Source organism: Salinicola endophyticus, assembly GCF_003206575.1.
Taxonomy (GTDB): Bacteria; Pseudomonadota; Gammaproteobacteria; order Pseudomonadales; family Halomonadaceae; genus Salinicola; species Salinicola endophyticus.
Genome location: NZ_PZJO01000005.1, coordinates 24,624 through 51,311, shown reverse-complemented (window position 1 = coordinate 51,311; position 26,688 = coordinate 24,624). Strand labels below are relative to the sequence as shown.

General features: G+C 67.1%; 21 protein-coding genes. 6 read left to right on the top strand and 15 right to left on the bottom strand.

Going from position 1 to position 26,688, the window contains the following annotated elements; all coding sequences use genetic code 11:
* The first annotated feature begins 34 nt into the window (after positions 1-34).
* Positions 35-4,000, top strand: coding sequence for a hybrid sensor histidine kinase/response regulator (locus tag DOM66_RS12480; protein ID WP_110690357.1), 3,966 nt, complete (start codon positions 35-37; stop codon positions 3,998-4,000).
* A gap of 186 nt (positions 4,001-4,186) precedes the next feature.
* Here the strand turns inward: DOM66_RS12480 and DOM66_RS12475 are convergent, their stop codons facing one another.
* Complete coding sequence (locus tag DOM66_RS12475; protein WP_110674730.1) at positions 4,187-5,482, bottom strand: OmpP1/FadL family transporter; 1,296 nt, start codon at positions 5,480-5,482, stop codon at positions 4,187-4,189.
* A 333-nt stretch (positions 5,483-5,815) separates the two neighbouring features.
* On the opposite strand from DOM66_RS12475, the gene DOM66_RS12470 reads away from it, so the two are divergent.
* The 3 genes from DOM66_RS12470 to DOM66_RS12460 all read left to right on the top strand — a co-directional run bounded on the left by DOM66_RS12470 (position 5,816) and on the right by DOM66_RS12460 (position 9,629).
* Positions 5,816-6,259 carry a MerR family transcriptional regulator gene (locus DOM66_RS12470; protein WP_110674731.1) on the top strand — a complete coding sequence of 148 codons (444 nt, stop codon included), beginning with the start codon at positions 5,816-5,818 and terminating at the stop codon, positions 6,257-6,259.
* Positions 6,256-9,072, top strand: a complete 2,817-nt coding sequence (locus DOM66_RS12465) for a heavy metal translocating P-type ATPase (protein WP_280951265.1) — start codon at positions 6,256-6,258, stop codon at positions 9,070-9,072. Before DOM66_RS12470 ends, DOM66_RS12465 begins: the two co-directional genes overlap by 4 nt.
* A gap of 107 nt (positions 9,073-9,179) precedes the next feature.
* Positions 9,180-9,629, top strand: a complete 450-nt coding sequence (locus DOM66_RS12460; RefSeq protein WP_110674732.1) for a VOC family protein — start codon at positions 9,180-9,182, stop codon at positions 9,627-9,629.
* Between the two features lie 10 nt (positions 9,630-9,639).
* Here the strand turns inward: DOM66_RS12460 and DOM66_RS12455 are convergent, their stop codons facing one another.
* From DOM66_RS12455 to ffh, 12 genes are all read right to left on the bottom strand, one after another.
* Complete coding sequence (locus DOM66_RS12455) at positions 9,640-10,254, bottom strand: YitT family protein (protein ID WP_110674733.1); 615 nt, start codon at positions 10,252-10,254, stop codon at positions 9,640-9,642.
* 231 nt (positions 10,255-10,485) lie between these two features.
* Entirely contained in the window at positions 10,486-12,294 is a 1,809-nt protein-coding gene (locus DOM66_RS12450; RefSeq protein WP_245392431.1) for a single-stranded-DNA-specific exonuclease RecJ, read from the bottom strand.
* A 41-nt stretch (positions 12,295-12,335) separates the two neighbouring features.
* A complete protein-coding gene (locus tag DOM66_RS12445) occupies positions 12,336-12,956 on the bottom strand; it encodes a glutathione S-transferase family protein (RefSeq protein WP_106418574.1) in 621 nt (206 codons plus the stop codon).
* Between the two features lie 64 nt (positions 12,957-13,020).
* Positions 13,021-14,409, bottom strand: coding sequence for a threonine synthase (thrC, locus tag DOM66_RS12440; RefSeq protein ID WP_110690354.1), 1,389 nt, complete (start codon positions 14,407-14,409; stop codon positions 13,021-13,023).
* Between the two features lie 50 nt (positions 14,410-14,459).
* Positions 14,460-15,776 carry a homoserine dehydrogenase gene (locus DOM66_RS12435; protein WP_110674736.1) on the bottom strand — a complete coding sequence of 439 codons (1,317 nt, stop codon included), beginning with the start codon at positions 15,774-15,776 and terminating at the stop codon, positions 14,460-14,462.
* 351 nt (positions 15,777-16,127) lie between these two features.
* The gene (locus DOM66_RS12430) at positions 16,128-16,877 is read right to left on the bottom strand and encodes a DsbC family protein (RefSeq protein ID WP_110674737.1); all 750 of its coding nucleotides are present in this window, start codon (positions 16,875-16,877) and stop codon (positions 16,128-16,130) included.
* Positions 16,878-16,879: 2 nt separating this feature from the next.
* Entirely contained in the window at positions 16,880-17,767 is an 888-nt protein-coding gene (xerD, locus tag DOM66_RS12425) for a site-specific tyrosine recombinase XerD (RefSeq protein ID WP_110674738.1), read from the bottom strand.
* 137 nt (positions 17,768-17,904) lie between these two features.
* The gene (gene rplS, locus DOM66_RS12420) at positions 17,905-18,261 is read right to left on the bottom strand and encodes a 50S ribosomal protein L19 (protein WP_110674739.1); all 357 of its coding nucleotides are present in this window, start codon (positions 18,259-18,261) and stop codon (positions 17,905-17,907) included.
* 112 nt (positions 18,262-18,373) lie between these two features.
* Entirely contained in the window at positions 18,374-19,138 is a 765-nt protein-coding gene (trmD, locus tag DOM66_RS12415) for a tRNA (guanosine(37)-N1)-methyltransferase TrmD (protein WP_110674740.1), read from the bottom strand.
* Positions 19,139-19,188: 50 nt separating this feature from the next.
* Positions 19,189-19,731, bottom strand: coding sequence for a ribosome maturation factor RimM (gene rimM, locus DOM66_RS12410; RefSeq protein ID WP_110674741.1), 543 nt, complete (start codon positions 19,729-19,731; stop codon positions 19,189-19,191).
* A gap of 11 nt (positions 19,732-19,742) precedes the next feature.
* Entirely contained in the window at positions 19,743-19,994 is a 252-nt protein-coding gene (gene rpsP / locus DOM66_RS12405; protein WP_110674742.1) for a 30S ribosomal protein S16, read from the bottom strand.
* Between the two features lie 159 nt (positions 19,995-20,153).
* The gene (gene ffh / locus DOM66_RS12400) at positions 20,154-21,575 is read right to left on the bottom strand and encodes a signal recognition particle protein (protein WP_110674778.1); all 1,422 of its coding nucleotides are present in this window, start codon (positions 21,573-21,575) and stop codon (positions 20,154-20,156) included.
* 276 nt (positions 21,576-21,851) lie between these two features.
* On the opposite strand from ffh, the gene DOM66_RS12395 reads away from it, so the two are divergent.
* Both DOM66_RS12395 and DOM66_RS12390 read left to right on the top strand, forming a co-directional pair.
* Positions 21,852-22,655 carry a cytochrome C assembly family protein gene (locus tag DOM66_RS12395; protein ID WP_110690353.1) on the top strand — a complete coding sequence of 268 codons (804 nt, stop codon included), beginning with the start codon at positions 21,852-21,854 and terminating at the stop codon, positions 22,653-22,655.
* A gap of 171 nt (positions 22,656-22,826) precedes the next feature.
* The gene (locus tag DOM66_RS12390) at positions 22,827-24,110 is read left to right on the top strand and encodes an HlyC/CorC family transporter (protein ID WP_110674744.1); all 1,284 of its coding nucleotides are present in this window, start codon (positions 22,827-22,829) and stop codon (positions 24,108-24,110) included.
* A gap of 39 nt (positions 24,111-24,149) precedes the next feature.
* Here DOM66_RS12390 and DOM66_RS12385 read toward each other — a convergent pair whose 3' ends face one another.
* Complete coding sequence (locus tag DOM66_RS12385; protein WP_245392430.1) at positions 24,150-26,051, bottom strand: MFS transporter; 1,902 nt, start codon at positions 26,049-26,051, stop codon at positions 24,150-24,152.
* On the bottom strand, positions 26,048-26,662 hold the full coding sequence (locus DOM66_RS12380; protein WP_110674745.1) for a TetR/AcrR family transcriptional regulator: 615 nt from the start codon (positions 26,660-26,662) through the stop codon (positions 26,048-26,050). The genes DOM66_RS12385 and DOM66_RS12380 overlap by 4 nt, the downstream gene beginning before the upstream one ends.
* Positions 26,663-26,688 lie beyond the last annotated feature (26 nt).

Here is a 26,688-nt window from a genome sequence, read left to right as displayed (position 1 = left end):
GGCGCGGAGGCGCCCGGCGCAAGCGGGGAAACACATGTTCGAAGGCGGCTTACTGATCGTCGTGGCACTGCTCTACGTGGCCACGCTGTTCGCCATTGCCTGGCGCGGCGATCGCCACGCCAGGCGCCACGGGCCGGCCAGCCGGCGGCCGATCGTCTACAGCCTGGCGCTGGCGGTCTATTGCACCTCCTGGACCTTCTACGGTAGCGTCGGCCAGGCCGCCACCTCGGGCTGGTCGTTCGCCAGCGTGTTCATCGGCCCGGTGCTCACCTTCCTGCTGTTCTGGCCGGTGATCACCAAGATGATCCGTGTGGCCAAACGCCAGAACGTCACCTCGATCGCCGACTTCATCGCCTCGCGCTACGGCAAGTCGCAGTCGCTGGCCGCCTTCGCCAGTCTGATCGCGCTGGTCGGCACGCTGCCCTACATCGCACTGCAGCTCAAGGCGGTCTCCACCGCCTTCCGCGTGATGACCAGCGACGGCCACTCGGTCAAGGCGCCGATCGTCGACGACACCGCCTTCTATATCGCCATCGTGATGGCCGTCTTCGCGATCCTGTTCGGCACCCGCGATACCAACGCCACCGAGCACCATGAGGGGCTGATCCAGGCGATCGCCTTCGAGTCGGTGGTCAAGCTGGTGGTGTTTCTGGTGCTCGGGGCCTATGTCACCTGGGGCATGTTCGACGGCCTCGGCGACCTGCTCGGCCGCGCCGACACCTATCTGCAGCTGCAGCAGCAGCTCACCGAGCAGAACTTCGACACCAGCTTCTGGACCCAGACCCTGCTGGCGATGCTGGCGGTGTTCTGTCTGCCACGCCAGTTCCATATCACCGTGGTGGAGAACACCAACACCGACGACGCCAAGCGCGCGCGCTGGTTGTTCCCGCTCTACCTGGTGCTGATCGGGCTTTTCGTGCTGCCATTGGCGGCGGCCGGCCTGTCGCTGTTCCCCGGTGAGAATATCGCCCCCGACAGCTACGTGCTGGCGCTGCCGATCGTCGCCGACCAACCTTGGCTGGCCATGCTCACCTTCGTCGGCGGGCTCTCGGCGGCCACCGGCATGGTGATCATGGCGGCGGTGGCCAATGCGATCATGATCTCCAACGAGATCGTGCTGCCGGCACTCTTCCGCCTGCGCTGGTTCGAGGAGAAATCACGCGACTACGGGCGCCTGGTGCTGCTGGCGCGGCGTATCACCATCGTCGCCATTCTGGCGCTGGCCTACCTGTTCTACCAGCTGGTGGCGGAGTACAGCTCACTGGCCGCCACCGGCCTGCTCTCGCTCTCCGCCGCCGCCCAGTTCGCGCCGGCGCTGCTCGGCGGGCTCTACTGGAAGCGCGGTAACCGCCTCGGCGTGGTCACCGGGCTCAACGTGGGCTTTGCGATCTGGGCCTACACCCTGCTGATGCCGGCACTGATCCGCGCCGGCCTGCTGCCGGAGGCGTGGCTGGCCGGCGGCCCGATGGGTCTGGCGTGGCTGTCGCCGCTGCACCTGTTCGGGCTCAACGTCACCGACAGCTTCGCCCACGGGGTGATGCTGTCGCTCGGCTTCAACCTGTTCTTCTATATCTTCATCTCCCAGCTGACGCCGCAGCGGGTGGTCGAGCGCATTCAGGCATCGCTGTTCGTCGACAGCATCGAGACCCGCCAGACCACGGTCAACCGCCCCTGGACCGGGGCCACCACGGTGGGCGATCTCAAGGTGCTGTGCGAGCGCTTCCTGGGCCAGTCCCAGGTCGAGCGCGCCTTCGATGACTACGGCCGGCGCAACGCCAAGCCGCTGGAGAACAACGCCCGCGCCTCGATCGATGTGATTCAGTTCACCGAGCGCCTGCTGGCGTCGGTGCTCGGCGCCTCGTCGGCGCGCATCGTGGTCAACTCGGCGCTGCAGGGCCGCGGCATCGGAATCTCGGACGTGATCTCGATCGTCGACGAAGCGTCGCAGGTGCTGGAGTTCAACCGCGCCCTGCTGCAGGCGACCATCGAGAACATCAACCAGGGCATCGGCGTGGTCGACCAGAACCTCAATCTGGTGGTGTGGAACCAGCGCTACCTGGAGATCTTCCGCTTCCCCGACAACCTGATCCGCGTCGGCACACCGATGGAGAAGGTGTTCCGCTACAACGCCCACAACGGCGAGTACGGCCCCGGCGACCCGGAGGAGCACGTCGAGCAGCTGATCGAGAACATCAGAAGCGGCCAGCCCCACCGCTACGAGCGCTACCGTCCCGACGGCAGCGTGCTCGAGGTGCTCGGCAATCCCATGCCGGGCGGCGGCTTCGTCTACACCTACCAGGACATCACCCAACAGAAGCGCACCGAAGAGGCGCTGATCCGCTCCGAGAGCAATATCCGTATCTACACCGACAACGTGCCGGCGCTGATCGCCTACTTCGACACTGATTGCCGCTATCTCTTCACCAACCGCGCCTACGAGGCGGCGATGGGCATCGACCGCAACGCGGTGATCGGCGAGCGCGTGCAGAACGTCATGCCAGCGGCCGCGGCGCGCCAGCGCGGCCCCTGGATGCGCCGCGCGCTGGACGGCGAACGGGTCAACTTCGAGATCTCGCTGGATGACGGCGACGGTGGCGTGCGCTACATGCTGGTGACCTACACGCCCCACTTCGGCGAAGGCGGGCGGATACTCGGCTTCTTCGCGCTCTACCAGGACATCACCGAGCGCCGTCTGGCCGAGATCGCCCTGCGCGAGACCAACGAGAATCTCGAGGAGCGCGTGCGCGAGCGCACCCAGGCGCTGTCCAAGGCCAACGCCGCCCTGCGTCAGGAGAACCGGGTGCGCGCCGAGGCGGAGCAGGCCCTGCGTCAGGCCAAGCAGACCGCCGAGGATGCCAACGCCTCCAAGACCCGCTTCCTCGCCGCCGCCAGCCACGATCTACTGCAGCCGCTCAACGCCGCACGGCTGTTCACCTCGGCACTGGGCCAGCAGGTGGCGGACGGCGACCACCGCCGCACCATCGGGCATATCGACAACTCGCTGCAAGCCGCCGAGGAGCTGCTGGGCACCCTGCTCGACATCTCCAAGCTCGATGCCGGGGCGCTGACACCGCGCCGCAGCCAGTTTCCGCTGGCCGACATCCTGCGCCCGCTGCGCGCCGAGTTCGAGGTGATGGCCGACGACCGCGGCCTCGACCTGGACATGGTCACCACCGGCCTGTGGGTCGACAGTGATGCCCAGATGCTGCGACGCATCATCCAGAACTTCCTCTCCAACGCCCTGCGCTACACCCAGCAGGGGCGCGTGCTGCTGGGCTGCCGCCGGCGCCATGACCGGGTGGTGATCGAGGTATGGGATACCGGGCCCGGTATTCCCGACTCCAAGCTCAGCGAGATCTTCCAGGAGTTCCGGCGCCTCGATCAGGCCTCACGCCACAAGGAGAGCGAGCGCGGGCTGGGGCTCGGCCTCTCCATCGCCGAGCGCATGAGCCGGGTGCTCGATCATCCGATCCAGGTCCGCTCCAAGGTCGCCGCCGGCACCGTGTTCTCGGTCTCGGTGCCACTGGTGGCCGGGCGTCGGGGTAGCCCCAAGGTGGAAGAGAGCACGCCGCGCCGCAGCGGCAACAAGCTGATCGGCACACGCATACTGTGTATCGACAACGAGCGCCTGATCCTCGAAGGCATGAAGGCGATGCTCGAGGGCTGGGAGTGCGAAGTGTTCACCGCCACCTCCATCGGCGGCGCCAAGTCGGCGATCCGCAACATGGGCGGGGACCCCGACGCCATCCTGGCCGACTACCACCTCGACAACGAGGTGACCGGGCTGATGGCACTGGAGGCGCTGGAGGAGCTGTGCGAACAGAGCGTGCCGGGGATCGTGATAACCGCCGACCGCACCGAAGAGGTCGCCGACGAGATAAAGCGCGGCGGCTACCAGCTACTGCTCAAGCCGGTACGCCCGGCCGCCCTGCGCGCCCTGCTCACGCGGACGCTGCAGGCCTCGCGGGCGACACGTGCCACGGGTGACGAGAGCCCCTGAGCCAACGGCACGCTGAAACGAAGACGCGCCGCAGATGGCGGCGCGTCGGCATAGCTCGAAAGAATCAGCTCCAAAGAATCAGCGCGAAAGGATCAGATCGACAGAATCAGCTCGAAAGGTTGGCGGTTGAGATACCCGTCTCGCCACCGGGGGTTGCGAGACGGGTTCTCGGGCCTGAGTTCGGGATTAGAAACGGTAGGTCGCCTGCACCCCGAACAGGTTGAGCGAGTTGTCGTACTCGGCCTGGTAGGAGGTGCCGTTGGCTTTCTGCTGGTCGACGTCGGCACGATGTTCCCAGATGTAGCTGTAGGCGGCATCGATGGTCAGGTCGGGAATGGGTGTCCAGCCGGCACCGATCGAGACCAGGTTACGGTCCGCCGTGGGCACGCGCGGGGTGCGATGGGCATCCTTGACCGGTGACTGGTCATAGGCGATACCACCGCGCAGGGTCCAGGCCGGATTGACCTTGTAGGAGAGACCGGCGGCGTACTGCCAGGTGTCGCGATAGTCCTGCTGCTCGTTGATATCCAGCCCCTGGCTGTTGTCGACCACCAGCTGATCGAAGCGACTCCAGCGGATATAGGTCGCCCCGGCCATCACCGTCCAGCGGTCGTCGATCTGGTGGGTGACCGAGAAGTCGATGGTCTCGGGCAGGGTGATGTCGAGTGAGGCATCGCCGGAGCTGTTGAGGAAGACCGCGCCCCCCGGGCCGACCCCGCCGAAGACGTTGGAGGCATCGACATCGCCGGTGAGGTGGTAGTCGACCTTGGAGCGGTAAGTCAGGCCCAGGGTGGTGGACTCCACCGGGCGGTAGATCAGACCGATGTTATAGCCCCAGGCATCGTCGTTACCCTTGACGTTGACGGTGCCGTCACTGGAGGCGGCTGGGTTGAGCGGGTTGGGGGTCTTGCTCTCCAGCTCGCCCTTGATGTGGTTGTAAGTCACCCCGAAGCCGATGGCGAACTTGTCGTTGAAGCGATACGACAGCGTGGGCTGGGCGGTGATGACTTCCAGATCGCTGTAGTTACCGAAGTAGCGTCCCTTGAAGTCGTCGCCGTAGTCGGTGACCAGGCCGAACGGCGCATAGACGCCGAGACCGAAGCTCCAGCGGTCGTTGATCGGTTGTACGTAATAACCGAATGGCACCGCCTTGTGCGGAATCATGTCGCCGTCGGTGCTGCCCTGGGTGCCGACCACGCCTGCAAGTGTCGGCTGGGTGCCGCTGTCATTGCTGATGTCCGAGCTGGCATCGATGTAGTGGGTACCCGCGGTGACCTGAGCGCGGTCGAGGAACGACATGCCCGCCGGGTTGCCGAAGACGATGGAGCCGTCCTGAACGTTGGAGGAGCGTCCGGCCCAGGAGGTGCCCTGGCCGCTGACACTCTGTTCCTGAAGCTGAAAGGCGCCGGCCATGGCCTGACTGGAGGCGGCGGCACTCACCAGCGCGATGGCCAGCGACAAACGGTTATAGCGAAAAGACATGGCTTGTTCCCCTCTCCCAGTGGTCGCCCTTGCGCTTGCGCGTCTGGCGATCATCGCCGAAGGCGCGGTTTTCGCACTCCCTCAGCACTATTTTTCCCATCCCTTTGTCACTCAGCGCCGCATCAGCGTCAATGCGCAAACGGTCGTTTTAATCGCATTTTTGACTTCTCTTTAGTCGTAATACGAATCGCTATGTCGCTTTCGTCCTCCTTGGCCCCTGGCGGCGCCCTCCCCGCCTTGCCGGCACCGACCAGGAGTGATAGAGGCTCGCCTTGACCCATGTGTAAGACCTAGGTTTTACACTGCTGTCGAAAAGCGAGCGAGGAGCCCACGATGAAAGTCACCGAACTGGCGCGAAGCGCCGGGGTCACCGCCGAGACCGTGCGTCACTACACCCGCCAGGGCCTGCTGACGCCGCAGCGTGATCCGGACAACGGCTATCAGCTCTACGACCAGCGCGACCTGGGCCGGCTGCGATTCATCCAGCGCGCGCGCACCCTGGGTTTCAGCCTCAAGGAGATCGCCGAGATTCTCGACCAGGCCGACCAGGGCGATTCGCCATGCCCGCTGGTGCGCGATCTGCTCGCCGCGCGGCTGCCGCGTATCCATGCCCAGATCCGCGAGCTGCAGGCGCTGGCCGAGCGCATGGAGCACGCCCTCGAGGATTGGTCGCAGATGCCCGACGGTGCCCCCGACGGGCACAGCATCTGTCGCCTGATCGAACACACGTCCGACGGCGCCCACGACTGCCAGGCCGCGCCGGGGAGGTCCGTTTGAACCGCTATCGTTATCGCGTCGATGCCATGCACTGCCAGGGCTGCGTCAAGCGGCTGCGCGCGGCAGTCGGCGCCGTCGACGGTGACGCCACCCTCGACGCCGACCCGGCGCAGCGCGAGCTGACCGTCACCACCCAACTCGACGAAGCACACCTGCGCCAACTGCTCGACAGCGCCGGCTATCCAGCCTCACCGCTCGACGAGACCCGCGAAGCAGCGAGCGATACGGCGCTCACCCTGCAGGTGCCGGCGATGCACTGCCAGGGCTGCGTCAAGCGCATGCGCGCGGCGATCCAGCAGGCGGATGCCGCCGCCGAAGTCAGCGGAGAACCGGACCAGCAGCGGCTGCGCGTGGTCTCTGCCCTGCCCGCCGAGCGCGTCGCAGCGCTGCTGACGGAGGCCGGCTATGCGCCGGCGCCCTCCACCGCGCCGGCCCAGGGCCAAGCGACAGCGCAAGACGAGAAAGCGACAGCGCAAGATGAGAAAGCGGCAGCGCAAGATGAGAAAGCGGCAGCGCAAGACGCAACCGCGGTGACCGCGCAGCCCGATACGGCGACCGGCACTCAGACTGCCCAGCCCGCCCCGCAACGGCTGGCGATCGGTGGCATGACCTGCGCCGGCTGCGTCAACGCGGTACAGAAGGCGCTCGCCGCCACCCCTGGGGTGACCCGCGCCCAGGTCAACTTCGCCAGTGAGACCGCGCAGGTCGGCGGCAGCGCCGATCTCGAAGCGCTGATCACTGCGGTGCGCGGCGCCGGCTACACGGCGACGCCGATCGCCGATCTGCGCCAGGCCAGCGCCCAGCGCCAGCGCGACAACCGCCGCCAGTGGCGCCGCCATCTGCGCGAGGCGTGTGTCAGCCTCGCCCTGGGGATACCGATGATGCTGGCGATGTTCGTCCACCAGCCCCGCCTCGAGGGCACCGAGCGCTGGGTCTGGATGGCCCTGGGGCTAGCGACGCTGGGCGTGCTCGCCAGCGCCGGGCGGCGCTTCTTCGAGGGTGCCTGGAAGGCCTTTCGCCACCACCAGGCCAACATGGATACGTTGATCGCCCTCGGCACCGCCGCAGCCTGGCTCTACTCGATGACGGTGGTGCTGTTTCCCGGTCTGATCCCGCCGGCCTCGCGCCATCTCTATTTCGAGGCCTCGCTGATGATCGTGGGTCTGATCGGCATCGGCCAGGCGCTGGAGCTGCGTGCCAAGGGGCGCAGCAGCCAGGCGCTGTCGCGGCTGCTCGATCTGCAGAGCCGCACCGCGCGGGTGATTCGTCAGGGCCAGGAGCGCGAAGTCGCGATCGAGCGTGTGCAGGTGGGCGAGCGCATCCGGGTGCGTCCCGGCGAGCGCCTGCCGGTGGATGGCGAGGTCGAGAGCGGCGAGAGCCATATCGACGAATCGATGCTGACCGGCGAGCCCGACGCGGTGCGCAAGGGCCCCGGCGACAGCGTCAGCGCCGGGACGGTCAACGGCCGCGGCAGCCTGGTCTATCGCGCCACCCAGGTGGGTGACGACACCCGCCTCGGACGTATCGTCGATCAGGTCGCCCAGGCGCAGGAGTCACGCCCACCGATCGGTGCCCTGGCCGACCGTGTCGCCGGCATCTTCGTGCCCAGCGTGATGATCATCGCGGTGCTCACCGCACTCGCCTGGCTCAACCTCGGGCCAGCGCCGCAGCTGGTGCACATGCTGGTGGCCGCGACCACGGTACTGATCATCGCCTGCCCCTGTGCGCTGGGACTGGCGACCCCGATCTCGACCATGCTCGGCATCAGCAAGGCCGCCGAGCACGGCGTGTTGATCCGCGACGGCGAGGCGCTGCAGACCGCCAGCCGCCTGAGCATGCTGGTGGTCGACAAGACCGGAACCCTCACCGAAGGGCGCCCGCGGGTGACCGCCAGCCACTACTGGCAGACGGAGGCGCGCGCCCAGGCGGCCGTGGTCGCGCTCGAGCGCGGTTCGGAGCATCCGCTGGCAAGCGCCCTGCTGGCGCATCTGGGCGACGCGCGCGAGACGCCGGCGGTCAGTGCCTTCGAAAGCCTCACCGGGCGCGGCCTGGTCGCCAACCTGGCGGGCAGCGGTCAGGCACTGCTCGGCAACGCCGCGCTGATGCACGACCACGCCATTGATATCGAAGCGGCGGCGGAGACCGCCGAGAGCTGGCAGCAGCAGGCTGCGAGCGTGGTCTATCTCGCCCTGGACGGCCAGCTGGCGGCGCTCTTCGCAGTCCGCGACGCCCTGCGCGAGGATAGCCGCGCCGCGGTGACACGGCTGCGCCAGGCGGGGCTTAAGGTGGTGATGCTGAGCGGCGACAATACCGCCGCCGCCAGCGCCATCGCCCGCGAAGCGGGGATCGACGAAGTCCACGCCGAGCTGCTGCCGGGAGACAAGCAGGCGGCGGTGGCGGCGCTGCAGCAGCGTGGCGAACGTGTGGGTATGGTCGGCGACGGCATCAACGACGCCCCGGCGCTGGCCCAGGCAGATGTCGGCTTCGCCATCGGCCAGGGCACCGACGTCGCCATCGAGAGTGCCGGCATCACGCTGATGCGCGACTCGCTGCACGGAGTGGCCGATGCCATCGCCATCAGCCGCGCCACGCTCACCAACATCAAGCAGAATCTGTGGGGGGCGTTCGGCTATAACACCCTCGGCATCCCCATTGCCGCCGGCGTGCTCTATCCGCTCACCGGGATGCTGCTGTCGCCGATGCTCGCGGCGCTGGCGATGTCGGCCTCCTCGGTCACGGTGGTCGCCAACGCCAGCCGCCTGCGCCGCTTCACCCCGGGCGGTGGCACGCCCTCCGATCAGGAGCGACACTGATGCTGATACTGCTCAATACGCTGGGCCTGGCGCTCATCGTCTTTATCGTTTGGTGGTTCTGGCTCAAGGGCTGAGCGCCAGCGCCCCGTCGACCCACAGGAGACCCCATGTCCTCCGCGTCCGACACCTCCAGCAACGGCGCACCGCCGCTCGACGGGATCGTCGAGAGCGTGCTCTACACCGCCGACAAGGCCCGCGCCCGGGCGTTCTTCGAGCGCGTACTGGGCCTGGAGCCGCATCTCGCCGACGAGCGCTTTCTCGCCTACCCGGTGGGCGCCAGCATGCTGCTGGTGTTCCAGCGCGGCGAGACCGACACCACGGTGACGCTGCCCGACGGCATGGGTACGATTCCTCCCCACGACGGCGCCGGCCGCCAGCACGTGGCGCTGGCGATCGGCGCCGAGCAGTTGCCCGCCTGGGAGGCGCACCTCGACGCCGAGGGCGTGATCATCGAGGGGCGCACCCGCTGGCCCCCGGGCAGCGAAAGTCTCTACTTCCGCGATCCGGACGGGCATCTGATCGAGCTGGTGACACCGGGGCTATGGCCCTGCTACTGACGCGTACCGCTCAGTTGCGGCTGACCCCGGTATAGCGCCCCGGCCGGTGGTTGAGGGTCAGAATGCCGCTGAGCACCGCCGCCCCCAGAATCGAGTAGAGCACGTTGCTCACCGGTAGCACGGCGAACGCCGCCAGCATCACCAGGCCATCGAGCCCCAGTTGCACCTTGCCCGCGCTCCAGCCGTAGCGGTCATGCAGGTGCAGCGCGAGGATATTGAAGCCACCCAGGCTGCCGCGGTGGCGAAACAGCGAGAGCACCCCCAGTCCGATCAGCGCGCCGCCCATCAGCGCCGCGAACAGTGGCGTCACCGTCCCGATCTCGACCCAGTCACCGATATGCCAGCTGAGCCAGGAGAGCAATGCGATGGCGGCGAAGGTCTTGAGCGTGAACTGGTGCCCGATCCGCTGCCAGGCGAGCCAGTAGAACGGCAGATTGACCACGAAGAACACCGGTCCGAAAGGCCAGCCGGTGGCGTAGCTGATCAACAGCGCGATCCCGGCCGTACTGCCGATCAGAATCTGGGCGTGCTGATAGAGCACCACCCCGAGCGCGGCACAGGCCGAGCCAAGCAGAATGGCGAGTACGTCTTCATGCATCCGATGACGGATCTGTGGGCTGTCCATCGAGGGTTCCCTTGGCGTTGGATGGCCATCGCCGTGGCGCGGTGGCGCCGCCGGCCTGGCGGGGAGCGCGGCGCTTGTGGCGCTGCTGCGTCTCTCGCGGTGCGCGAGGCGGCTCATGATAGCGCCAATGCCGGCGGGGTGGTGGATCTCGTAGGGGCGGAGCAGCGCCATGCAGGTGGGCACGGCGGGCTCGACAGCGATGATCGTGGAGAGACGACGGTGTCAGGCCGCTCAGGCGCTCAAGCGTTCGGCGTGTTCGACCATCAGTTGCAGCGACTCGCGCCCTTTCCAGCGGTTGCGCGAGAGCTTGAAGCCGCAGCGTACACGGTCGCCGACCGCGATCGGATGCGCGGCCCCCGGCGCCAGGGCGCGGAACCAGATGGCGCGGGTGACGCTGGCATCGCGGGAGAGCTCCAGCATCAGGTGGTTGCCCTCCGCCCCCACCGCACGCAGTTGCTCGACGTGAAAGGTCGCCTCGAACAGCGGCGCCTCGAATTCGCGCCCATAGGGTGCCAGCGCCGCCAGCTCGTCGAGGGTGGCCAGTGACAGCTGCGCCGCGTCCAGCTCGCCGTCGGTCCATACCACCGGATAGAGCTCACGCCCGCCCAGCTGCTCGCCCACCGCCTGCAGGAAGGCATCGCGGAAACGCTCGAGTTCACCCAGCGGCACCCCCACACCGGCGGCGCCACGGTGGCCACCGAAGCGCGGTAGGCTCTCCGGCGCCAGCTCGTGAACGCGCTGCAGGGCGTCGCGCAGATGCAGCGCCTCGATCGAGCGCCCCGAGCCGGTGAGCATCTCCGGCGCAGTGGCCGGGGTGAGCACCAGGGTCGGCCGGCCGTAGGTCTGGACCAGGCGCGAGGCGACGATCCCCTGCACCCCGGCATGGCCCTGCGGCAGGTGGATCACCAGCGCCGGCGGGGCCTCGGCCAGCTGCGTCAACGCCAGCCCCCGGGCCTGCTCGACCATGTCCGCTTCCAGCGCCTTGCGCGCCTGGTTGTCGTCGTCGAGCACCTGCAGGTGGCGTCGGGCCAGGTCGTCGTCCGTCGCCAGCATGAAGTGCAGCGCCGCGTAGGGGTCATCGAGACGCGAGCGTGCGTTGATGCGAGGCCCCATCTGGAAGGCCAGGGTCTCGGCGTCGAACGGCACGCTGTCACTCCCCAGGCGCTCCGCCATCACCCGCCAGCACGGCGCCTGCATGCGATTGATCAGACGCAGGCCGTAGGTCACCACCGCACGGTTGGCGGCACTGCCACCCAGCGAGACGCAGTCCGCCACCGTGCCCAGGGCGACGTAGGAGAGCCAGGGGGCGAGCTTGGGCGTCGACCCAGAGAGCACGCCCTGCTCGATCAGTACTGCCCGGGTGAGCGACATCATCAGCCACGCCACCATGCAGCCGGCGATGGTCTTGTCGGGGTAGTCGCAGTCGTCGCGGGTGGGGTTGATGGTGGCGTAGGCCGAGGCCGGCGGCCCCGCCTGCGGCAGCGCATGGTGATCGGTCACTACCACGTCGATGCCGGCGTCACGCAGGCGGGCGATACGCGGCTCGTCGGAGGAGCCGCAGTCGGCGGTGACCACCAGCGTCGGCCGCGGCTTGAGTGCCAGGGTGCGCTCGACCAGCGGCAGACTGATGCCGTAGCCATCGTTGATACGGTGGCCGATCAGACTGTGCAGGCGGTTGGCAGGCACGCCGAACAGCTCGGTCAGCGCGCGCAGGATCACCACATGGGAGGTGATGCCGTCGACGTCGTAATCGGTGAGGATGCCGATGTGCTCGCCTTCGCTCACCGCCCGCGCGATCCGTTCGGCACCGCGGCGCGCATCGGCCAGCCGCTCGGGATGGCTGAGATGGCGCAGGGCCGGATCGATCAGCGCCTCCAGCGGCCCTGCATACCCTGCCAGACGTCCGGCCAGGACCCGCGCCTGCAGCTCGGAGAGCCCGGCATCCTGGGCGCGTCGATAGAGCGCGGCGTCGCGCTCGCGTGGGAGCAGGCGCGGACGGGTGAGTTCATCGAGCGATGACCGGGAAAGATCGGGGTCCAAGCAGCCTCCTGGCATGATTACCCTGACGCGGCACCTCTAGCTCAGGTGAGCGCGATCATGACGTGCTGGCGGTAGGCGGGACGCGACTGCAGCCGCGCGTACCAGGCTGCCAGATGCGGCAGGTCGGGACGCTCGATATCCATTTCGAACCACGCATAGGCAAAGCAGCCCAGCGGGATGTCTCCCATACCCCACGCCGTCCCCGACAAAAAGGGCTGTTCGGACAGCGTCCGATCTACCCTGCCGAGTAGCGTGCCGCAGGCAGCCAGCCCTTCTTCGAGCGCCTTGTCGTCGCGCTGCTCCGCCGACAGGCGCACCGTATTCCAGAACACGGCCTTGAAGGGGGAGGCCAACGACGAGGTCGTCCAGTCCATCCACTTGTCGGCCTCGGCACGCGCCGCGGGATCCGCCTCATGCAGGGAGCCGCGCCCATATTTGGCGCACAGATAGCGCACGATCGCGTTGGATTCCCACAGCACGAGGTCGTCGTCCTGCAGGCAAGGGATCAGACCGTTGGGATTCATGGCCCGGTAGGCGGGTTCGTCGACCACGCCATAGGCGCCGCCCGCATCGATTCGTTCGAAGGGCAGCGCCAGCTCCTCGGCACACCACAGCACCTTCTTGACGTTGGTCGAGTTGGTGCGTCCCCAGATCCTCAGCATGATCCCTATCCTCGCAGGATTGGACCGGGCGCGTCGGGCACCCGCCCCCTCGTTTGCGCCGCTATCAGCGGCGATTGTCGGCGACGAAGCGCTGGACCGCAGCGAGCTCCGCCGGCAGCACGCTGTAGCGCTCTTCCCGCGCCAGCAGGTCATCCATGTGCGGCGGCAGCGGGGCGCCGGTGAAGCCCGCCTTGACCACCGCCTCGGCGAACTTGGCCGGATGCGCGGTGGCCAGGGTGATCATCGGCGTGGCGCGGTCGGCACGCACCCGCTCGACGGCGCGATAGCCGGTGGCGGTGTGCGGATCGAGCAGCTCCTTGGTGCGCTGGTGCGCCTCGCGGATCACCTCGAGGATGGTGTCGTCATCGACGCTGAAGCTCGAGAACTTCTCGCGCAGCCGCGCCAGCGGCGCCTCGGCGAGTGCCGCCGGCTCGCGCTGGAAGCGTTCGAGGAGCTCGCGTACGGCAGTGCCGTCGCGTTCGTAGGCGTCGAACAGCAGCCGCTCGAAGTTCGACGACACCACGATATCCATCGACGGCGCCAGGGTGGCGGCGAGTTCACGCTTGGAGAAGTCGTTGTCGGCGAGCGTGCGGTGCAGGATGTCGTTGGCGTTGGTGGCGATGATGAACTGCTTCACCGGCAGCCCCATCTGACTCGCCATGTAGCCGGCGAAGAGGTTGCCGAAGTTGGCCGAGGGCACGCAGAAGCTCACCTCGCGATGCGGCGCACCGAGGGCGACCGCAGAGGCCACGTAGTAGACGATCTGGGCCATGATACGCGCCCAGTTGATCGAGTTGACCGCCACCAGGCGGGTGCCGTTGAGGAACGCCTGATCGGCGAAGCTCGCCTTGACCATCGCCTGGGCGTCGTCGAAGTTGCCCTCGATGGCGATATTGAAGACGTTGTCGGCGAGCACCGTGGTCATCTGCCGCCGCTGAACCTCGGAGACGCGGTTGTGCGGGTGCAGGATGAAGATGTCGAGATGATCGCAGTGACGGCACCCCTCGATCGCCGCCGAGCCGGTATCGCCGGAGGTCGCACCCATGATCACCGCACGCTCGCCGCGCTTGGCCAGGAAGTGATCGAGGATGCGCCCCAGCAGCTGCAGCGCGACGTCCTTGAACGCCAGCGTGGGGCCGTGGAACAGCTCGAGCAGGAAATGATTGGCGTCGAGCTGGTTGAGCGGCACCACCGCGTCGTGGCTGAAGGTGGCGTAGGCGTCATGGACCAGACCGCGGAAGGTCTCGTCATCGATCTCGCCGCCGACGAAGGGCTGCATCACCTGAAAGGCGATCTCCGCATACGACAGCCCCGCCATCCCCGCCAGCGTCTCCGCCGACAGCTGCGGCACCGTCTCCGGCACGTAGAGCCCGCCATCGCTGGCCAGACCGGTCAACACCACTTCCTCGAAATTCAGCGCCGGCGCCTGCCCGCGCGTACTGATATAACGCATATTGGTTTCCACTCGGTCCTGGGCTGCTAGCCCGTGCTGTCAGTCGCGACTTATTCCTGCTCGTCCAGGGACTCGACCCGAATCCGCGTCACCGGACCGGCGATATCGGCCAGCGACTCGAGCTGGCGAATCGCTTCGTTCATGTGCTGCTCGCGGGTGCGGTGGGTCATCAGAATGATCGGCACCAGCTCACCCTCGGTGGCCTCTTTCTGGATGATCGCTTCGATCGAGATGCCGTGTTCGGAAAGGATGGTGGCGACCCGCGCCAGCACCCCGGGGCGATCCACCGCCAGCAGCCGCAGGTAGTAGGCGGTGACGATATCCTCCATGGGCAGGATCGGCAGCGCGTTGGCCTCGTCGTTGACCCCGCTGAAGGCCAGGTAGGGCACCCGGTAGTGGTGCGCGGTGGTGATGTCGCGGGCCACGTCGAGCAGGTCCGCGACCACCGCCGAGGCGGTCGGCTCGGCCCCGGCACCAGCACCGTAGTAGAGCGTCGGGCCGGTGGCGTCGCCCATCACCGCGATGGCGTTCTTGACCCCATGGACATTGGCCAGCAGGCGCTCCTTGGGGATCAGGGTCGGATGCACGCGCAGCTCGACGCCGCTGTCGCTGCGCCGGGTGATGCCCAGATGCTTGATGGTGTAGCCGAGGTTGTCCGCCTGCTCGACATCGTCCGCGGTGATCCGGGCGATACCCTCGGTGTAGGCGCGGTCGAACTGCAGTGGCACGCCGTAGGCGATCGAGGCGAGGATGGTGAGCTTGTGAGCGGCGTCGATACCCTCGACGTCGAAGGTCGGGTCGGCCTCGGCATAGCCCAGGGCCTGGGCCTCGGCGAGCACGTCCTCGAAGGCCCGGCCCTCGTCGCGCATATGGGTCAGTATGTAGTTGCCGGTGCCGTTGATGATGCCGGCGAGCCACTGGATACGGTTGGCGCCCAACCCCTCGCGCAGCGACTTGATCACCGGGATGCCACCGGCCACCGCCGCTTCGAAGGCGACGATCACGCCCTTCTGGTGAGCGGCACGGAAGATCTCGTTGCCATAGACCGCGATCAGCGCCTTGTTGGCGGTGACCACGTGCTTGCCATGCTCGATGGCGGTCATCACCAGCTCGCGGGCGACGTCGTAGCCGCCGACCAGCTCGACCAGCACGTCGACGTCGGGATTGCGTGCCACGTCGAAAATGTCGCGGGTGAGCTTGATACCGGTGGTGTCGCAGTCAGGGTTGTCGCGGCGCGCGCCCACCTGCTCGATCACGATCGGGCGACCGGCGCGACGCGCGATCTCGTCGGCGTTGCGCGTCAGCACATTGAAGGTGCCCCCGCCCACGGTGCCCAAACCGCAGATACCCACTCTCACCGGTTTCAAGATATCACTCCCCTGTCTCGCGGCGCGGCAAGATTGCCGCCCCGCATGATTGTCTGAAGGCCCACTGCCACGAACCTTGGGTTGGGGTCGGCCATGCCCCCTGGCCGCCCTTCTTGCGCGCCCCTGGCGCCGGCTGCAGCGCCGCGGGGGCCGGTCACGGTAGAAAGCCCCGCCCCCCTTGTCAAGGGAACCACTGCTCAAATGCCTGCACGAGCGAATGACTGCGTTGCGCGGTACTCGAAGGCTCGCCTAACCCCATGTTATGTCTCGCCTTCTGCGTTACGTGCGACTTGCCCTTCATCTCGTTCGGCGATTGATTCAGCGTTTCCCAAGCGGCGGCAGGGCCCGGTTTCAGCTCTCGCCGCTGGGGTCGATGCCGAGCATCGCCGCCAGGCGCTTGGCCGGCAGATAGCCCGGTACCATCTTGCCATCGGGGAAGATGATCGCGGGGGTCCCCTGGATACCGGATTCGACCCCCAACTGGTACTGCTTGGCGATCGGTGCATCACAGCTCGCCGGGGCGTCCACCGCATCGCCGCGGAAGGCGGCACTCATCGCCTCGGAGCGGTTGTCGGAACACCACACCTTGGCCAGCTGGCGCGCGGCGTCGGAGTCAGGGCCCATGCGCGGGAAGGCGAGATAGTCGACTTCGATGCCCATGGCGTTGAGCTGGTTCATCTCGGCGTGCAGCTTATGACAGTAGGGGCAGGTGGTATCGGTGAACACCGTGAGCCTGGCCTTGACCTTGCCTGCCGGCTTGTAGACCACCCGCTGATCCTCGGGCACCTTGTCGATCAGCGCCTGGCGGCGTGCATTGGCTGCCTGCTCGGTCAGGTTGACCATGCCATCCTTGGCGTTCTGGTAGAGGTCGCCGACGATCAGATACTCACCCTTGGCATCCGCGTAGAGCGTGTTACCCCCCTTCAGCCGCACCTCGTAGAGCCCCGGCAGCGGCGAGTCGTCGATCGACTCGATCGGCAGCGGCTGGCCGCTATGGGCATTGAGCTTGGCGGCCAGATCACTGGGCGGCTTGGCGAAGGCAACGGGCGTCAGGCAGAGTCCGGCCAGCGCCAGCGCGGCCAGGGTCGAGCGACTTCTCATGTTCAACCTCTCGGGTGATGTTGGGCGTGCAGGGCTTCCAGGCGGGCCTGGGCCACATGCGTGTAGATCTGCGTGGTGGATAGATCACTATGCCCCAGCAGTAGCTGTACGACACGTAAATTGGCGCCATGATTCAATAGATGCGTGGCAAAGGCGTGGCGCAGGGTGTGCGGCGACAGCGGCTTGTCGATCGCCGCCAGGCGGGCATAGTGCTTGATCCGGTACCAGAAGGTCTGGCGCGTCATGCAGGCGTCTGCGCGCCCGGGGAAGAGCGCGGGCTGGCGACTGTCGCGCATCAGCTCACCGCGCCCCTGGCGCAGATAGCGCTCGAGCCAGGCCAGGGCCTCTTCGCCCAGCGGGACCAGACGCTCCTTGTCGCCCTTGCCCCGCACCAGCACCACGCCCTGACGCAGATTGACCGCCGCGACGCTGAGCCCCACCAGCTCGGAGACGCGCAGGCCGCAGGCGTAGAGCAGTTCGAGCATGGCGCGGTCGCGCAGGCCCAGCGCCGAGTCGACGTCCGGCGCCGCCAGCAGCCGCTCGACGTCGCGCTCGTCGAGGGTCGCCGGTAGACCGGGGCGGATCTTCGGCGGCTCGATCTCCGCCAGCGGGTCCTGGGCGATCAGCCCCTCCCCCAGCGCCCAGCGGTAGAAGCGCCGCAGGCACGACAGCAGCCGCGCCACCGAGCGCGCATGGTAAGTCTCGCGACGGCCATCGACGAAGGCGTTGACGCTATTCGCAGCGGGCGCCAGCAGCCGCTCGTCGCGGCTGTCGAGGAAATCGATCCAGACCGACAGGTCGTGGCGGTAGGCGCTCAGCGTGTTTTCACTGACACCACGCTCGAGCCACAGCGCATCGAGGAAGGCGTCGCGGCGGTCGTGATCGTTCATACGCTCATGGGCCCGTGATCAGCAGCAGGGTGACGCAACCCCGCAGCATAACGCAGAAGACCCCGTGCGNNCGCACGGGGTCTTCTCGATTGGCGATGCCATCGCCCCGGTCATCAGGTGCCGGGGCATCATCGCACTCAGCCCAGCTTTTCCTTGATACGCGCGGATTTGCCGCTGCGCTCACGGAGGTAGTAGAGCTTGGCCTGACGCACGTCACCGCGACGCTTGACGTCGATACCAGCGACCAGCGGGCTGTAGGTCTGGAAGGTACGCTCGACGCCGACACCGTGGGAGATCTTGCGCACGGTGAAGGCGGAGTTCAGACCGCGGCTACGCTTGCCGATGACCACGCCTTCGAAGGCCTGCAGACGCTCGCGGTTACCTTCCACGACCTTAACCTGGACAACCACGGTATCGCCGGGGGCGAAGGCCGGGATTTCCTTGTTCATCTGCTCGTTCTCGAGCGCCTGGATCACCTTGTTCTTGCTGCTCATGTCTTGCTCCTGGTTGAGAGGAGTGCCCCTGGGGGCGGCTCCGTAATCCCGGCGCGAGTTCGCTGAACCGGCGCGGAATCGGACTGTGAGTGACGCATGCAGGCGTCTCGCCTCATGCACCGCCGTCGCGTGCGACGTGTTCCTCGATGAACTCGTCGAGTAGCTGCTGCTGCTCGCGGTCCAACGTTCGGCTCTCCAACAGATCCGGACGCCTGAGCCAGGTGCGTCCGAGAGATTGCTTCAGGCGCCAGCGTCGAATCGCCGCGTGATTGCCACTGAGCAGCACCTCCGGCACCCGGTGACCATCGATCACCTCGGGGCGGGTATAGTGCGGGCAATCGAGCAGGCCGCTGGCGAAGGAGTCCTCGCTCGCCGAGTCGCTGTGGCCGAGCACGCCGGGCACCTCGCGGGACAGGGCGTCGATCAGCACCATCGCCGGCAGCTCGCCGCCGCTGAGCACATAGTCACCGATCGACCACTCTTCGTCGATATCGGCCTCGACCACGCGCTCGTCGATACCTTCGTAGCGCCCGGCGACCACGATCAGACTCTCGCGGGCCGCCAGTTCCCTGGCGCCGGCCTGATCCAGACGCCGGCCCTGCGGCGAGAGGTAGATCACCGTCGGGCGCCGGCCCTCGGCGGCGGCACTGCGGCGGGCATCATCGAGCGCCGCACGCAGTGTCGCCACCTTCATCAGCATGCCGGGACCCCCACCGTAAGGGCGATCGTCGACCGTGCGATGTCTGTCCGTGGCGTAGTCCCGAGGATTCCACAAGGCCATCTCGAGCAGACCTCGCTCCACGGCCCGACCGGTCACACCGTGCCGGGTAATGGCCTCGAACATCTCCGGGAACAGGGAGACGACACCTATCCACACGGTACGCTTCTCCTCCCCTGCCGCGCTCTCGACCCCGCTTGCGCGGGAGACTAGAACGTCGGGTCCCAATCGACCGTCATCTCGCCGGCGGCGAGATCCACCGCGACGATCACGTCGTCGGGCAGAAACGGCAGCAGCCGTTCACGGTCGTCCACGCTGTCGGTACCGGGCTTGACCACCAGCACGTCATTGGCACCGGTCTCGAACAGATGATCGATCCGGCCCAGTCTGACGCCCTCGCGGGTCACCACGTCGAGCCCTTCCAGCTGATGCCAGTAGAACTCGCCGCTCTCCAGCGTCGGTAGTGCCGACTTGGCCACCGACACATCGGCGCCGGCCCACTGCTCGGCCAGCTCGCGGGTATCGACACCTTCCAGTCGCACCACCAGACCCTTGCCCTGCGGCCGCGCCTCGAGCAGCTTGCGCGTCTCGCGCTGGCCGTGCAGCGTCAACACCCACTCGGGGTAGTCGAAGATGCCCTCGGCCGGGCTGGTGTACGAATAGACCTTGAGCCAGCCCTTGACGCCGTGCGGGCTGGTCAGGCGGCCCAGCAGCACCTGCTGCGGGTCGTCGTCATGCGCCGCTGCCGACATCACGCTCGAACTCAGGCCTGGGCCTTGCGTGCTTCTTTGACCAGCTCAGCGACGCGGTCGGAGACCTGCGCGCCCTGGGACTCCCAGTGAGCGACGCGGTCGAGATCGACGCGCAGACGCTCTTCCTGACCGCGCGCGATCGGGTTGAAGAAACCGACGCGCTCGATGAAGCGGCCGTCGCGGGAAACGCGAGAGTCGCTGACGGTCAGGTGATAGAAGGGACGCTTCTTGGCGCCACCACGTGCCAGACGAATGGTAACCATTGCGTTGATAATCCTTCGGTTAAGTGAATCGTTACGCCACGGAATTGAGTCTTCCCGGGCGTAGGCCCGAGACGAAGACGCAGCATTCTACGGAAAAGCCCGCCAATTGGAAACCTTTTGTTGAGGTTCGCCACCGCCAGGCGGGCGCGGGCAGCCGGCTCAGCGCCGGGGGAAACCGCCGCCGCCACCCATGCCGCCCATTCCCCCCATACCGCCGCCGGGCCCACCCGGGCCACCGCCGCCCATCATGCCCGACATGCCACGCATCATCTTCTGCATGCCGCCTTTCTGGCCGGCTTTCTTCATCATCTTCTGCATCTGCTTGTGCTGCTTGAGCAGACGATTGAGATCGGGCACCTGAAGACCGGCGCCGGTGGCGATGCGCCGCTTGCGCGAGCCATTGATGATCTCCGGCTTGCGCCGCTCCTGCGGGGTCATCGAGTTGATCAGCGCCTCGAGCTTGCCGAACTCCTGCTCGGCCCCCTTGTTCTGGGCCATCTCGGCCATCTGCCCCATGCCGGGCAGCTTCGACATCAGACCGCCCATGCCGCCCATCTTCTTGAGCTGCTGCAGCTGATCGCGGAAGTCCTCGAGATCGAAGCCCTGGCCCTTCTTGACCTTCTTGGCGAGCTGCTCGGCCTTGCCCTTGTCGACGTTGCGCTCGGCCTCCTCGATCAGCGACAGCACATCGCCCATGCCGAGAATGCGCGAGGCGACGCGATCGGGGTGGAACGGCTCCAGCGCCTCGACCTTCTCACCCATGCCCATGAACTTGATCGGCTTGCCGGTGATGTGACGCACCGAGAGCGCGGCACCGCCACGCGCATCGCCATCGGCCTTGGTCAGGATGACCCCGGTCAGCGGCAGCGCATCGTGGAACGCCTTGGCAGTGTTGGCGGCATCCTGACCGGTCATGGCGTCGACCACGAACAGGGTTTCCTGCGGCTGGATCGCCCGGTGCAGCGCCTGGATCTCGGCCATCATCGCCTCGTCCACGGCCAGGCGACCGGCGGTGTCGACCAGCACCACGTCGTGGAACTGGATCTTGGCGTGCTTGATCGCCGCCTCGGCGATCGCCACCGGCTGCTCGGCGCTGGTCGACGGGAAGAAGTCGACCTCGACCTCCCGCGCCAGGGTCTCGAGCTGGTCGATGGCGGCCGGGCGGTAGACGTCGGCGGAGACCACCAGCACCTTCTTCTTCTCGCGCTCGCGCAGGTACTTGGCCAGCTTGGCCACCGAGGTGGTCTTACCCGCCCCCTGCAGGCCCGCCATCAGCACCACCGCCGGTGTGCCCTTGAGGCTCAGCGCCTCATTGGCCTGGCCCATGATCGCTTCCAGCTCCTGCTGCACGATCTTGACGAACTGCTGGCCAGGGGAGAGGCTCTTGGAGACCTCCTGGCCCACCGCGCGCTCACGCACACGATCGACGAAATCCTTGACCACCGGCAGCGCGACGTCGGCCTCGAGCAGGGCGCGACGCACTTCGCGCAGGGTGTCCTTGATGTTGTCTTCGGTCAGGCGCGCCTGGCCGGTGATCGACTTCAGCGTCTGCGACAGGCGATTGGAGAGACTTTCGAACATGGAACGCTCCGGGCGGCGATGCCGGGCACCGCAGGGTTCGACCAGGGGATCGCGGCGCCGCTGAAAAAGAATGTGGCCGACCATTATACGCGTGAGCGCCACGTCTCTCCACGTGCCGATGCGGGATGGGCGGCCCATCCCCTGCAGCGAGGGTCACGGCTGGGCGCAGCGACGTCGATTGGGTATAGTGGCCGACGCTATGCACAGGATTGATTTCGATACTCCTTCACCGTTCGGGCGGACGCCTCGCGGCCGCTCCATGAGGCTTTGACACCGATGCCGGCGCTTCCCTTCGCCCTGGTCGCTATCGTCTGCTATCTCGCCGCCGGACTCTGGCAGAGCCTGAGCCTGGCCCGGCGCGTCGCCGAGCGCCCGCGCTGGGTGCGCACCGCCGGGGTGATCGCGCTGCTCTGCCATGGCGTGGTGGTCGGCCTGACCCTGCTCGGCGCCCGCGGGCTGCACATGGGGCTGACCCAGAGTGCGACGCTGATCGGCTGGGTGGTGGTGGCACTGCTGCTGCTGTTCAGCCTGTTCAAGCCGGTGCTCAATGCCGGCGTCTGCGTCTTCCCGGTGGCCGCCGTCACCATCGTCGGCGCCATCGGCATGCCCAGCACCATGACCGAATCGGGGATCTCCCCCGGCCTCTACTTCCATATCCTCAGCTCGATCGCGGCGTTTTCGTTCTTCGCCATCGCCGCGGTACAGGCGGTGCTCCTGGCGTTCCAGCACCATGCGCTGAAGCGGCGCCAGACCCTGGGCATCGTCCAGGTACTGCCTCCGCTCACACGCATGGAGCAGCTGCTGTTCGAACTGATCTGGTGCGGCATGCTGCTGCTGACGGTGGCCATCGTCAGCGGCTTCGTGTTCGTCGATAACCTGTTCGCCCAGCACCTGGCCCACAAGACCATCCTGTCGATGCTCGCCTGGCTGATCTTCGCCGCTCTGCTCGCCGGTCATCACTACCTCGGCTGGCGCGGACCCAAGGCGGTACGCTGGACGCTGGCCGGCGTCGGCGTACTGGTGCTGGCCTTCTTCGGCACCAAGTTCGTACTCGAGTACATTTTCCACTACAACGCCTGATGCCACGTTCACGCCGGGCCATCGACGCTTGGCGGTTGCGCGCGCGCCGCTCTCGGGCCAAGCTCGAACGAGCGACCGGCTCGCGGCCGTGATGCCGACCCCGTCTCGATGCCCCTGCCGGCGTCTCGGCGAGGCCGGGTGCGTCTCAACGAACAAGAGGAAAGCGCCGTCTTGAACGACGACATACCCTTGGGCCTGATGCTGGGCCTGCTCTTCGTGCTGGTCTGCCTGTCGGCTTTCTTCTCCAGCTCCGAAACCGGCATGATGTCGATCAACCGCTACCGCCTGAATCACCAGGCCAACAGCGGCGGCCGCGCAGCCAAACGCGTGGTCGAGCTGCTCAAGCGCCCCGACCGCCTGCTCGGGGTGATCCTGATCGGCAACAACCTGGTCAACAACCTGGCCGCCTCCATCGCCACCATCGTCGCCATCCACTTCTTCGGCGATGTCTCCGGCCCCGCCATTGCCACCCTGGCGCTGACCATCGTGGTGCTGATCTTCGGCGAGGTGACCCCCAAGACCTATGCCGCGATCAAGCCCGACCGTATCGCCCTGCCCGCCTCGCTGGTGCTGGCACCGCTGCTGCGCCTGTTCTACCCGCTGGTGTGGCTGGTCAACGCGATCTCCAACAATCTGCTGCGTCTGCTCGGGGTCAAGCAGCTCGAGGCGGGCAAGGACAACCTCACCCGCGATGAGCTACGCAGCGTAGTCCACGAGGCAGGGCCACTGATCCCCAGCCGTCACCAGGCCATGCTGCTGTCGATCCTCGACCTAGAGAACGTCACCGTGAACGACATCATGGTGCCGCGCCATGAAGTGGTCGGGCTCGATCTCGACGACGACCTCGATGCCCTGCTCGCCCAGATGCGCCAGAGCCAGCACACCCGCCTGCCGATCTACAAGGGCGACATCAACGACATCGTCGGCATCCTGCATCTGCGCAACGCCTCTCGCTTCTTGACCAAGCCCGACCTCACCAAGGCGGCGATCGTGCAGGAGGCGCGCGAGCCCTACTTCATCCCCGAATCCACCCCACTGCACACCCAACTGCTCAACTTCCAGCAGCAGAAGCGGCGGATCGGCGTGGTCGTGGACGAGTATGGGGACGTGCAGGGACTGGCGACGCTGGAGGACATCCTCGAGGAGATCGTCGGCGAGTTCACCACCGACGTGGCCGGCACCTATCGCGATATCCATCCGCAGACCGACGGCGCCTACGTGATCGAAGGCACGGCGAATATTCGCGAACTCAACAAGGCACTGGGGTGGCAGCTACCCACCGACGGCCCCAAGACCCTCAACGGGCTGATTCTGGAACAGCTCGAATCCTTCCCCGACGCCGCGGCCTGCCTGCAGATCGGCACCACCCGACTGGAGATTCTGGAGATCAAGGAGAATCTGATCACCTCGGTACGCTGCTGGCAGCAGGGGGTCAGGCGGCGCAGCGGCGAGTAGCCCTCAGGGCCGTCGCCAGCGCCGGGACCGGCGAAGGGATCAGATCAGACCACCGCGACGCTGGGCCAGCTCTTCATCGGCGCGCTGCTTGAGCTCCCGCACCCGTGCCTCGAGCAGCCCCCGGGTCGCCTCACGGGCATTGACCGGCTCGTCGAAGGCGAGGACCACCCGGGCGCGCACCCGGCGTGGCCACTTGCTCAACGCCTTGCCGCCGCAGTTGGAGGTCCATGACCCCCACAGCCCGCCCAGCGCCGCCGGCACCACCGGCACCGGATTGCGCGCCAGCACCAGTTCCAGACCGCGACGGAAGGCGTGCACTTCACCATCCGGCGTCAATCGCCCCTCGGGAAAGATCATCACTACCTCATCGTGGCACAGCGCCCGGCTGACCTCGTCGAGGGCGCGGCGCACGCCGCCCGGATCGCGACGATCGGAGTCCACCGGGATGGCGCCGGCGATACGGAAGAACCAGTTGAGCCAGGGCGACTCGTAGATCGGCCGGTCCATCATGAAGCGCAGCGGCCGTGGGCAGGCACCGCCGAGGACCAGCGCATCCATGAAGCTGACGTGGTTGCACACCACCAGCGCCGGGCCGGTGGCGGGGATATGGTGGCGACCGCGAAAGCGCAGCCGATAGAGCAGGCGCACCAGCACGAAGATCGACAAGCGCAGCGCCGGGCGCGGGTTGCAGATCAGCAGGCCGATACCCACCAGCAGCGCGACCCAACCCAGGCAGTAGAACAGCGTCGCCAGCGAGAGTGACAGCAGGCTGAGCACGACGATCCCGAACAGCGCCGAGCCGATCATGAACAGCGCGTTGAGAATGTTGTTGGCAGCAATCATGCGCGCCCGGTGCGCCTCGGGGCTGGCCAGCTGCATCAAGGTGTAGAGCGGCACGCTGTAGAGCCCGCCACCCAGGCCGACCAGTGCCAGCAGCGTGCTCATGCGCCAGAACTCGGTATTGCCCAGGAGCGTGACCAGCGGCAGTGGCGCCTGGGCCGACACCGCCGTTCCCGCCAGCTCGATTCCCGCGACCCCGATCACCAGCACCCCGACCGGCACCAGCCCCAGCTCCAGGCGCCCGGCCGAGAGCCGCGCGCACAGCAGCGCGCCAGCGCCCACCCCGAGTGCGAAGGCGCCGAGCAGGAAGCTGACCGCGCCCTCCTCGCCGTGGGCGACATCGCGTACCCAGGCTGGCAGTTGGGTCAGATAGCAGGCGCCCAGGAACCAGAAGAAGCTGATGCCGATCAGCGCCAGACGCAGACGGCGCCCGCGCAGCCCGTCGCGCATCACCTCGAGGGTGCCCGAGAGCGGACGCCAGGCGACCCGGCCGGTGGCGCTGGGCGGCGCCGGTGGCACTCCGAAACTGGCCACCAGCCCGGCCAGCGCCACCGCGACCAGGGCCAGCGCGATCGCCGCACGGCCCAGGGCGCCATCGAGGGACGCCAGCACCCCCGCCAGCAGCGTGCCGAGCAGAATCGAGACGAAGGTGCCCAGGTTGACCCAGGCATTGCCCTTGACCAGCTCGGTCGCCGCCAGATGCTGCGGCAGGATGGCGTACTTGACTGGCCCGAACAGCGCCGACTGGGTGCCCATCATGAACAGCAACGCCAGCAGCAGCGCGAATAGCTCGAACCACACCGCCGCGGCCGCGGCGAGCATGGTCACCAGCTCGAGCAGCTTGAGCCGGCGCACTAGGCGCTGCTTGTCGAGATGATCGGCGAGGGTGCCGCCCCAGGCGGAGAACAGGAAGAACGGCAGGATGAACAGCCCCGCCGCCAGATTGGTGAGCAGACCCGTGTCCCAGCCGTAGCGCGGCACGGCGACGAAGGTCAGCAGCAGCAGCAGGACGTTCTTGAACAGGTTGTCATTGAAGGCGCCGAGCGCCTGGGTCCAGAAGAAGGGCGCGAAGCGGCGTCGCGCGAGCAGCGCACGGCTCACGTTGCGTCCGGCAGGTGCCGCAGGCCGCGCAGGGTGGTCGAGAGCAGTTGGTCGAGCAGTTCGCCGACCTCCATCGGCTGACCCTGCCAGTAGCCGAGGCGGTCATTGAGCCCCAGCTGTACCAGGCCGTGCACGCTGCCCCACAGGGTGCGCGCCATACGCCGCGCCTCGACCGCGGAGAGCGCCGGCTGGTGCCGCCGCAGCGCCGCCTCGACGCGCACGAACAGCGCCTCGATGATATGGTTCTGGCGTTCGTCGAGTTCACCCTCTTCCGCCAGCGGATACTCGAACAGCATCTGCCAGCGATAGGGCTCGTGATGGGCGTACTGCCAGTAGGCGGTGGCCAGCGCCTTGAGCTGCGGCTCCGGCTCGGCCTCCTCGAGCCCGGCAACCGCCGCGCCCATACGATCGAGGGTCTCGATGTTGACGTACTGCAGCAGATTGCTGAAGCTGCCGTAGAGCTTGAGCAGTGTGCTCGGCGCGCAGCCCACGTCCCGCGCCAGCGAACGCAGCGACAGCGTATGCACCGAATTGCCCTGCAACCAGGCATCACATGCCGCCATCACCTGGGCATGAAGCGCCTCGGGCGCGTGCTGTCGGGGTCGAGCCATCGAATCCCTCGCTCGGAAAATCATGA

Coding starts and splice junctions, on each gene's coding strand:
- DOM66_RS12480 (WP_110690357.1), top strand. CDS start 35: ATGTTCGAAGGCGGCTTACTGATCGTCGTGGCACTGCTCTACGTGGCC.
- DOM66_RS12475 (WP_110674730.1), bottom strand. CDS start 5,482: ATGTCTTTTCGCTATAACCGTTTGTCGCTGGCCATCGCGCTGGTGAGT.
- DOM66_RS12470 (WP_110674731.1), top strand. CDS start 5,816: ATGAAAGTCACCGAACTGGCGCGAAGCGCCGGGGTCACCGCCGAGACC.
- DOM66_RS12460 (WP_110674732.1), top strand. CDS start 9,180: ATGTCCTCCGCGTCCGACACCTCCAGCAACGGCGCACCGCCGCTCGAC.
- DOM66_RS12455 (WP_110674733.1), bottom strand. CDS start 10,254: ATGGACAGCCCACAGATCCGTCATCGGATGCATGAAGACGTACTCGCC.
- DOM66_RS12445 (WP_106418574.1), bottom strand. CDS start 12,956: ATGCTGAGGATCTGGGGACGCACCAACTCGACCAACGTCAAGAAGGTG.
- thrC (WP_110690354.1), bottom strand. CDS start 14,409: ATGCGTTATATCAGTACGCGCGGGCAGGCGCCGGCGCTGAATTTCGAG.
- DOM66_RS12430 (WP_110674737.1), bottom strand. CDS start 16,877: ATGAGAAGTCGCTCGACCCTGGCCGCGCTGGCGCTGGCCGGACTCTGC.
- xerD (WP_110674738.1), bottom strand. CDS start 17,767: ATGAACGATCACGACCGCCGCGACGCCTTCCTCGATGCGCTGTGGCTC.
- rplS (WP_110674739.1), bottom strand. CDS start 18,261: ATGAGCAGCAAGAACAAGGTGATCCAGGCGCTCGAGAACGAGCAGATG.
- rimM (WP_110674741.1), bottom strand. CDS start 19,731: ATGTCGGCAGCGGCGCATGACGACGACCCGCAGCAGGTGCTGCTGGGC.
- rpsP (WP_110674742.1), bottom strand. CDS start 19,994: ATGGTTACCATTCGTCTGGCACGTGGTGGCGCCAAGAAGCGTCCCTTC.
- ffh (WP_110674778.1), bottom strand. CDS start 21,575: ATGTTCGAAAGTCTCTCCAATCGCCTGTCGCAGACGCTGAAGTCGATC.
- DOM66_RS12395 (WP_110690353.1), top strand. CDS start 21,852: ATGCCGGCGCTTCCCTTCGCCCTGGTCGCTATCGTCTGCTATCTCGCC.
- DOM66_RS12380 (WP_110674745.1), bottom strand. CDS start 26,662: ATGGCTCGACCCCGACAGCACGCGCCCGAGGCGCTTCATGCCCAGGTG.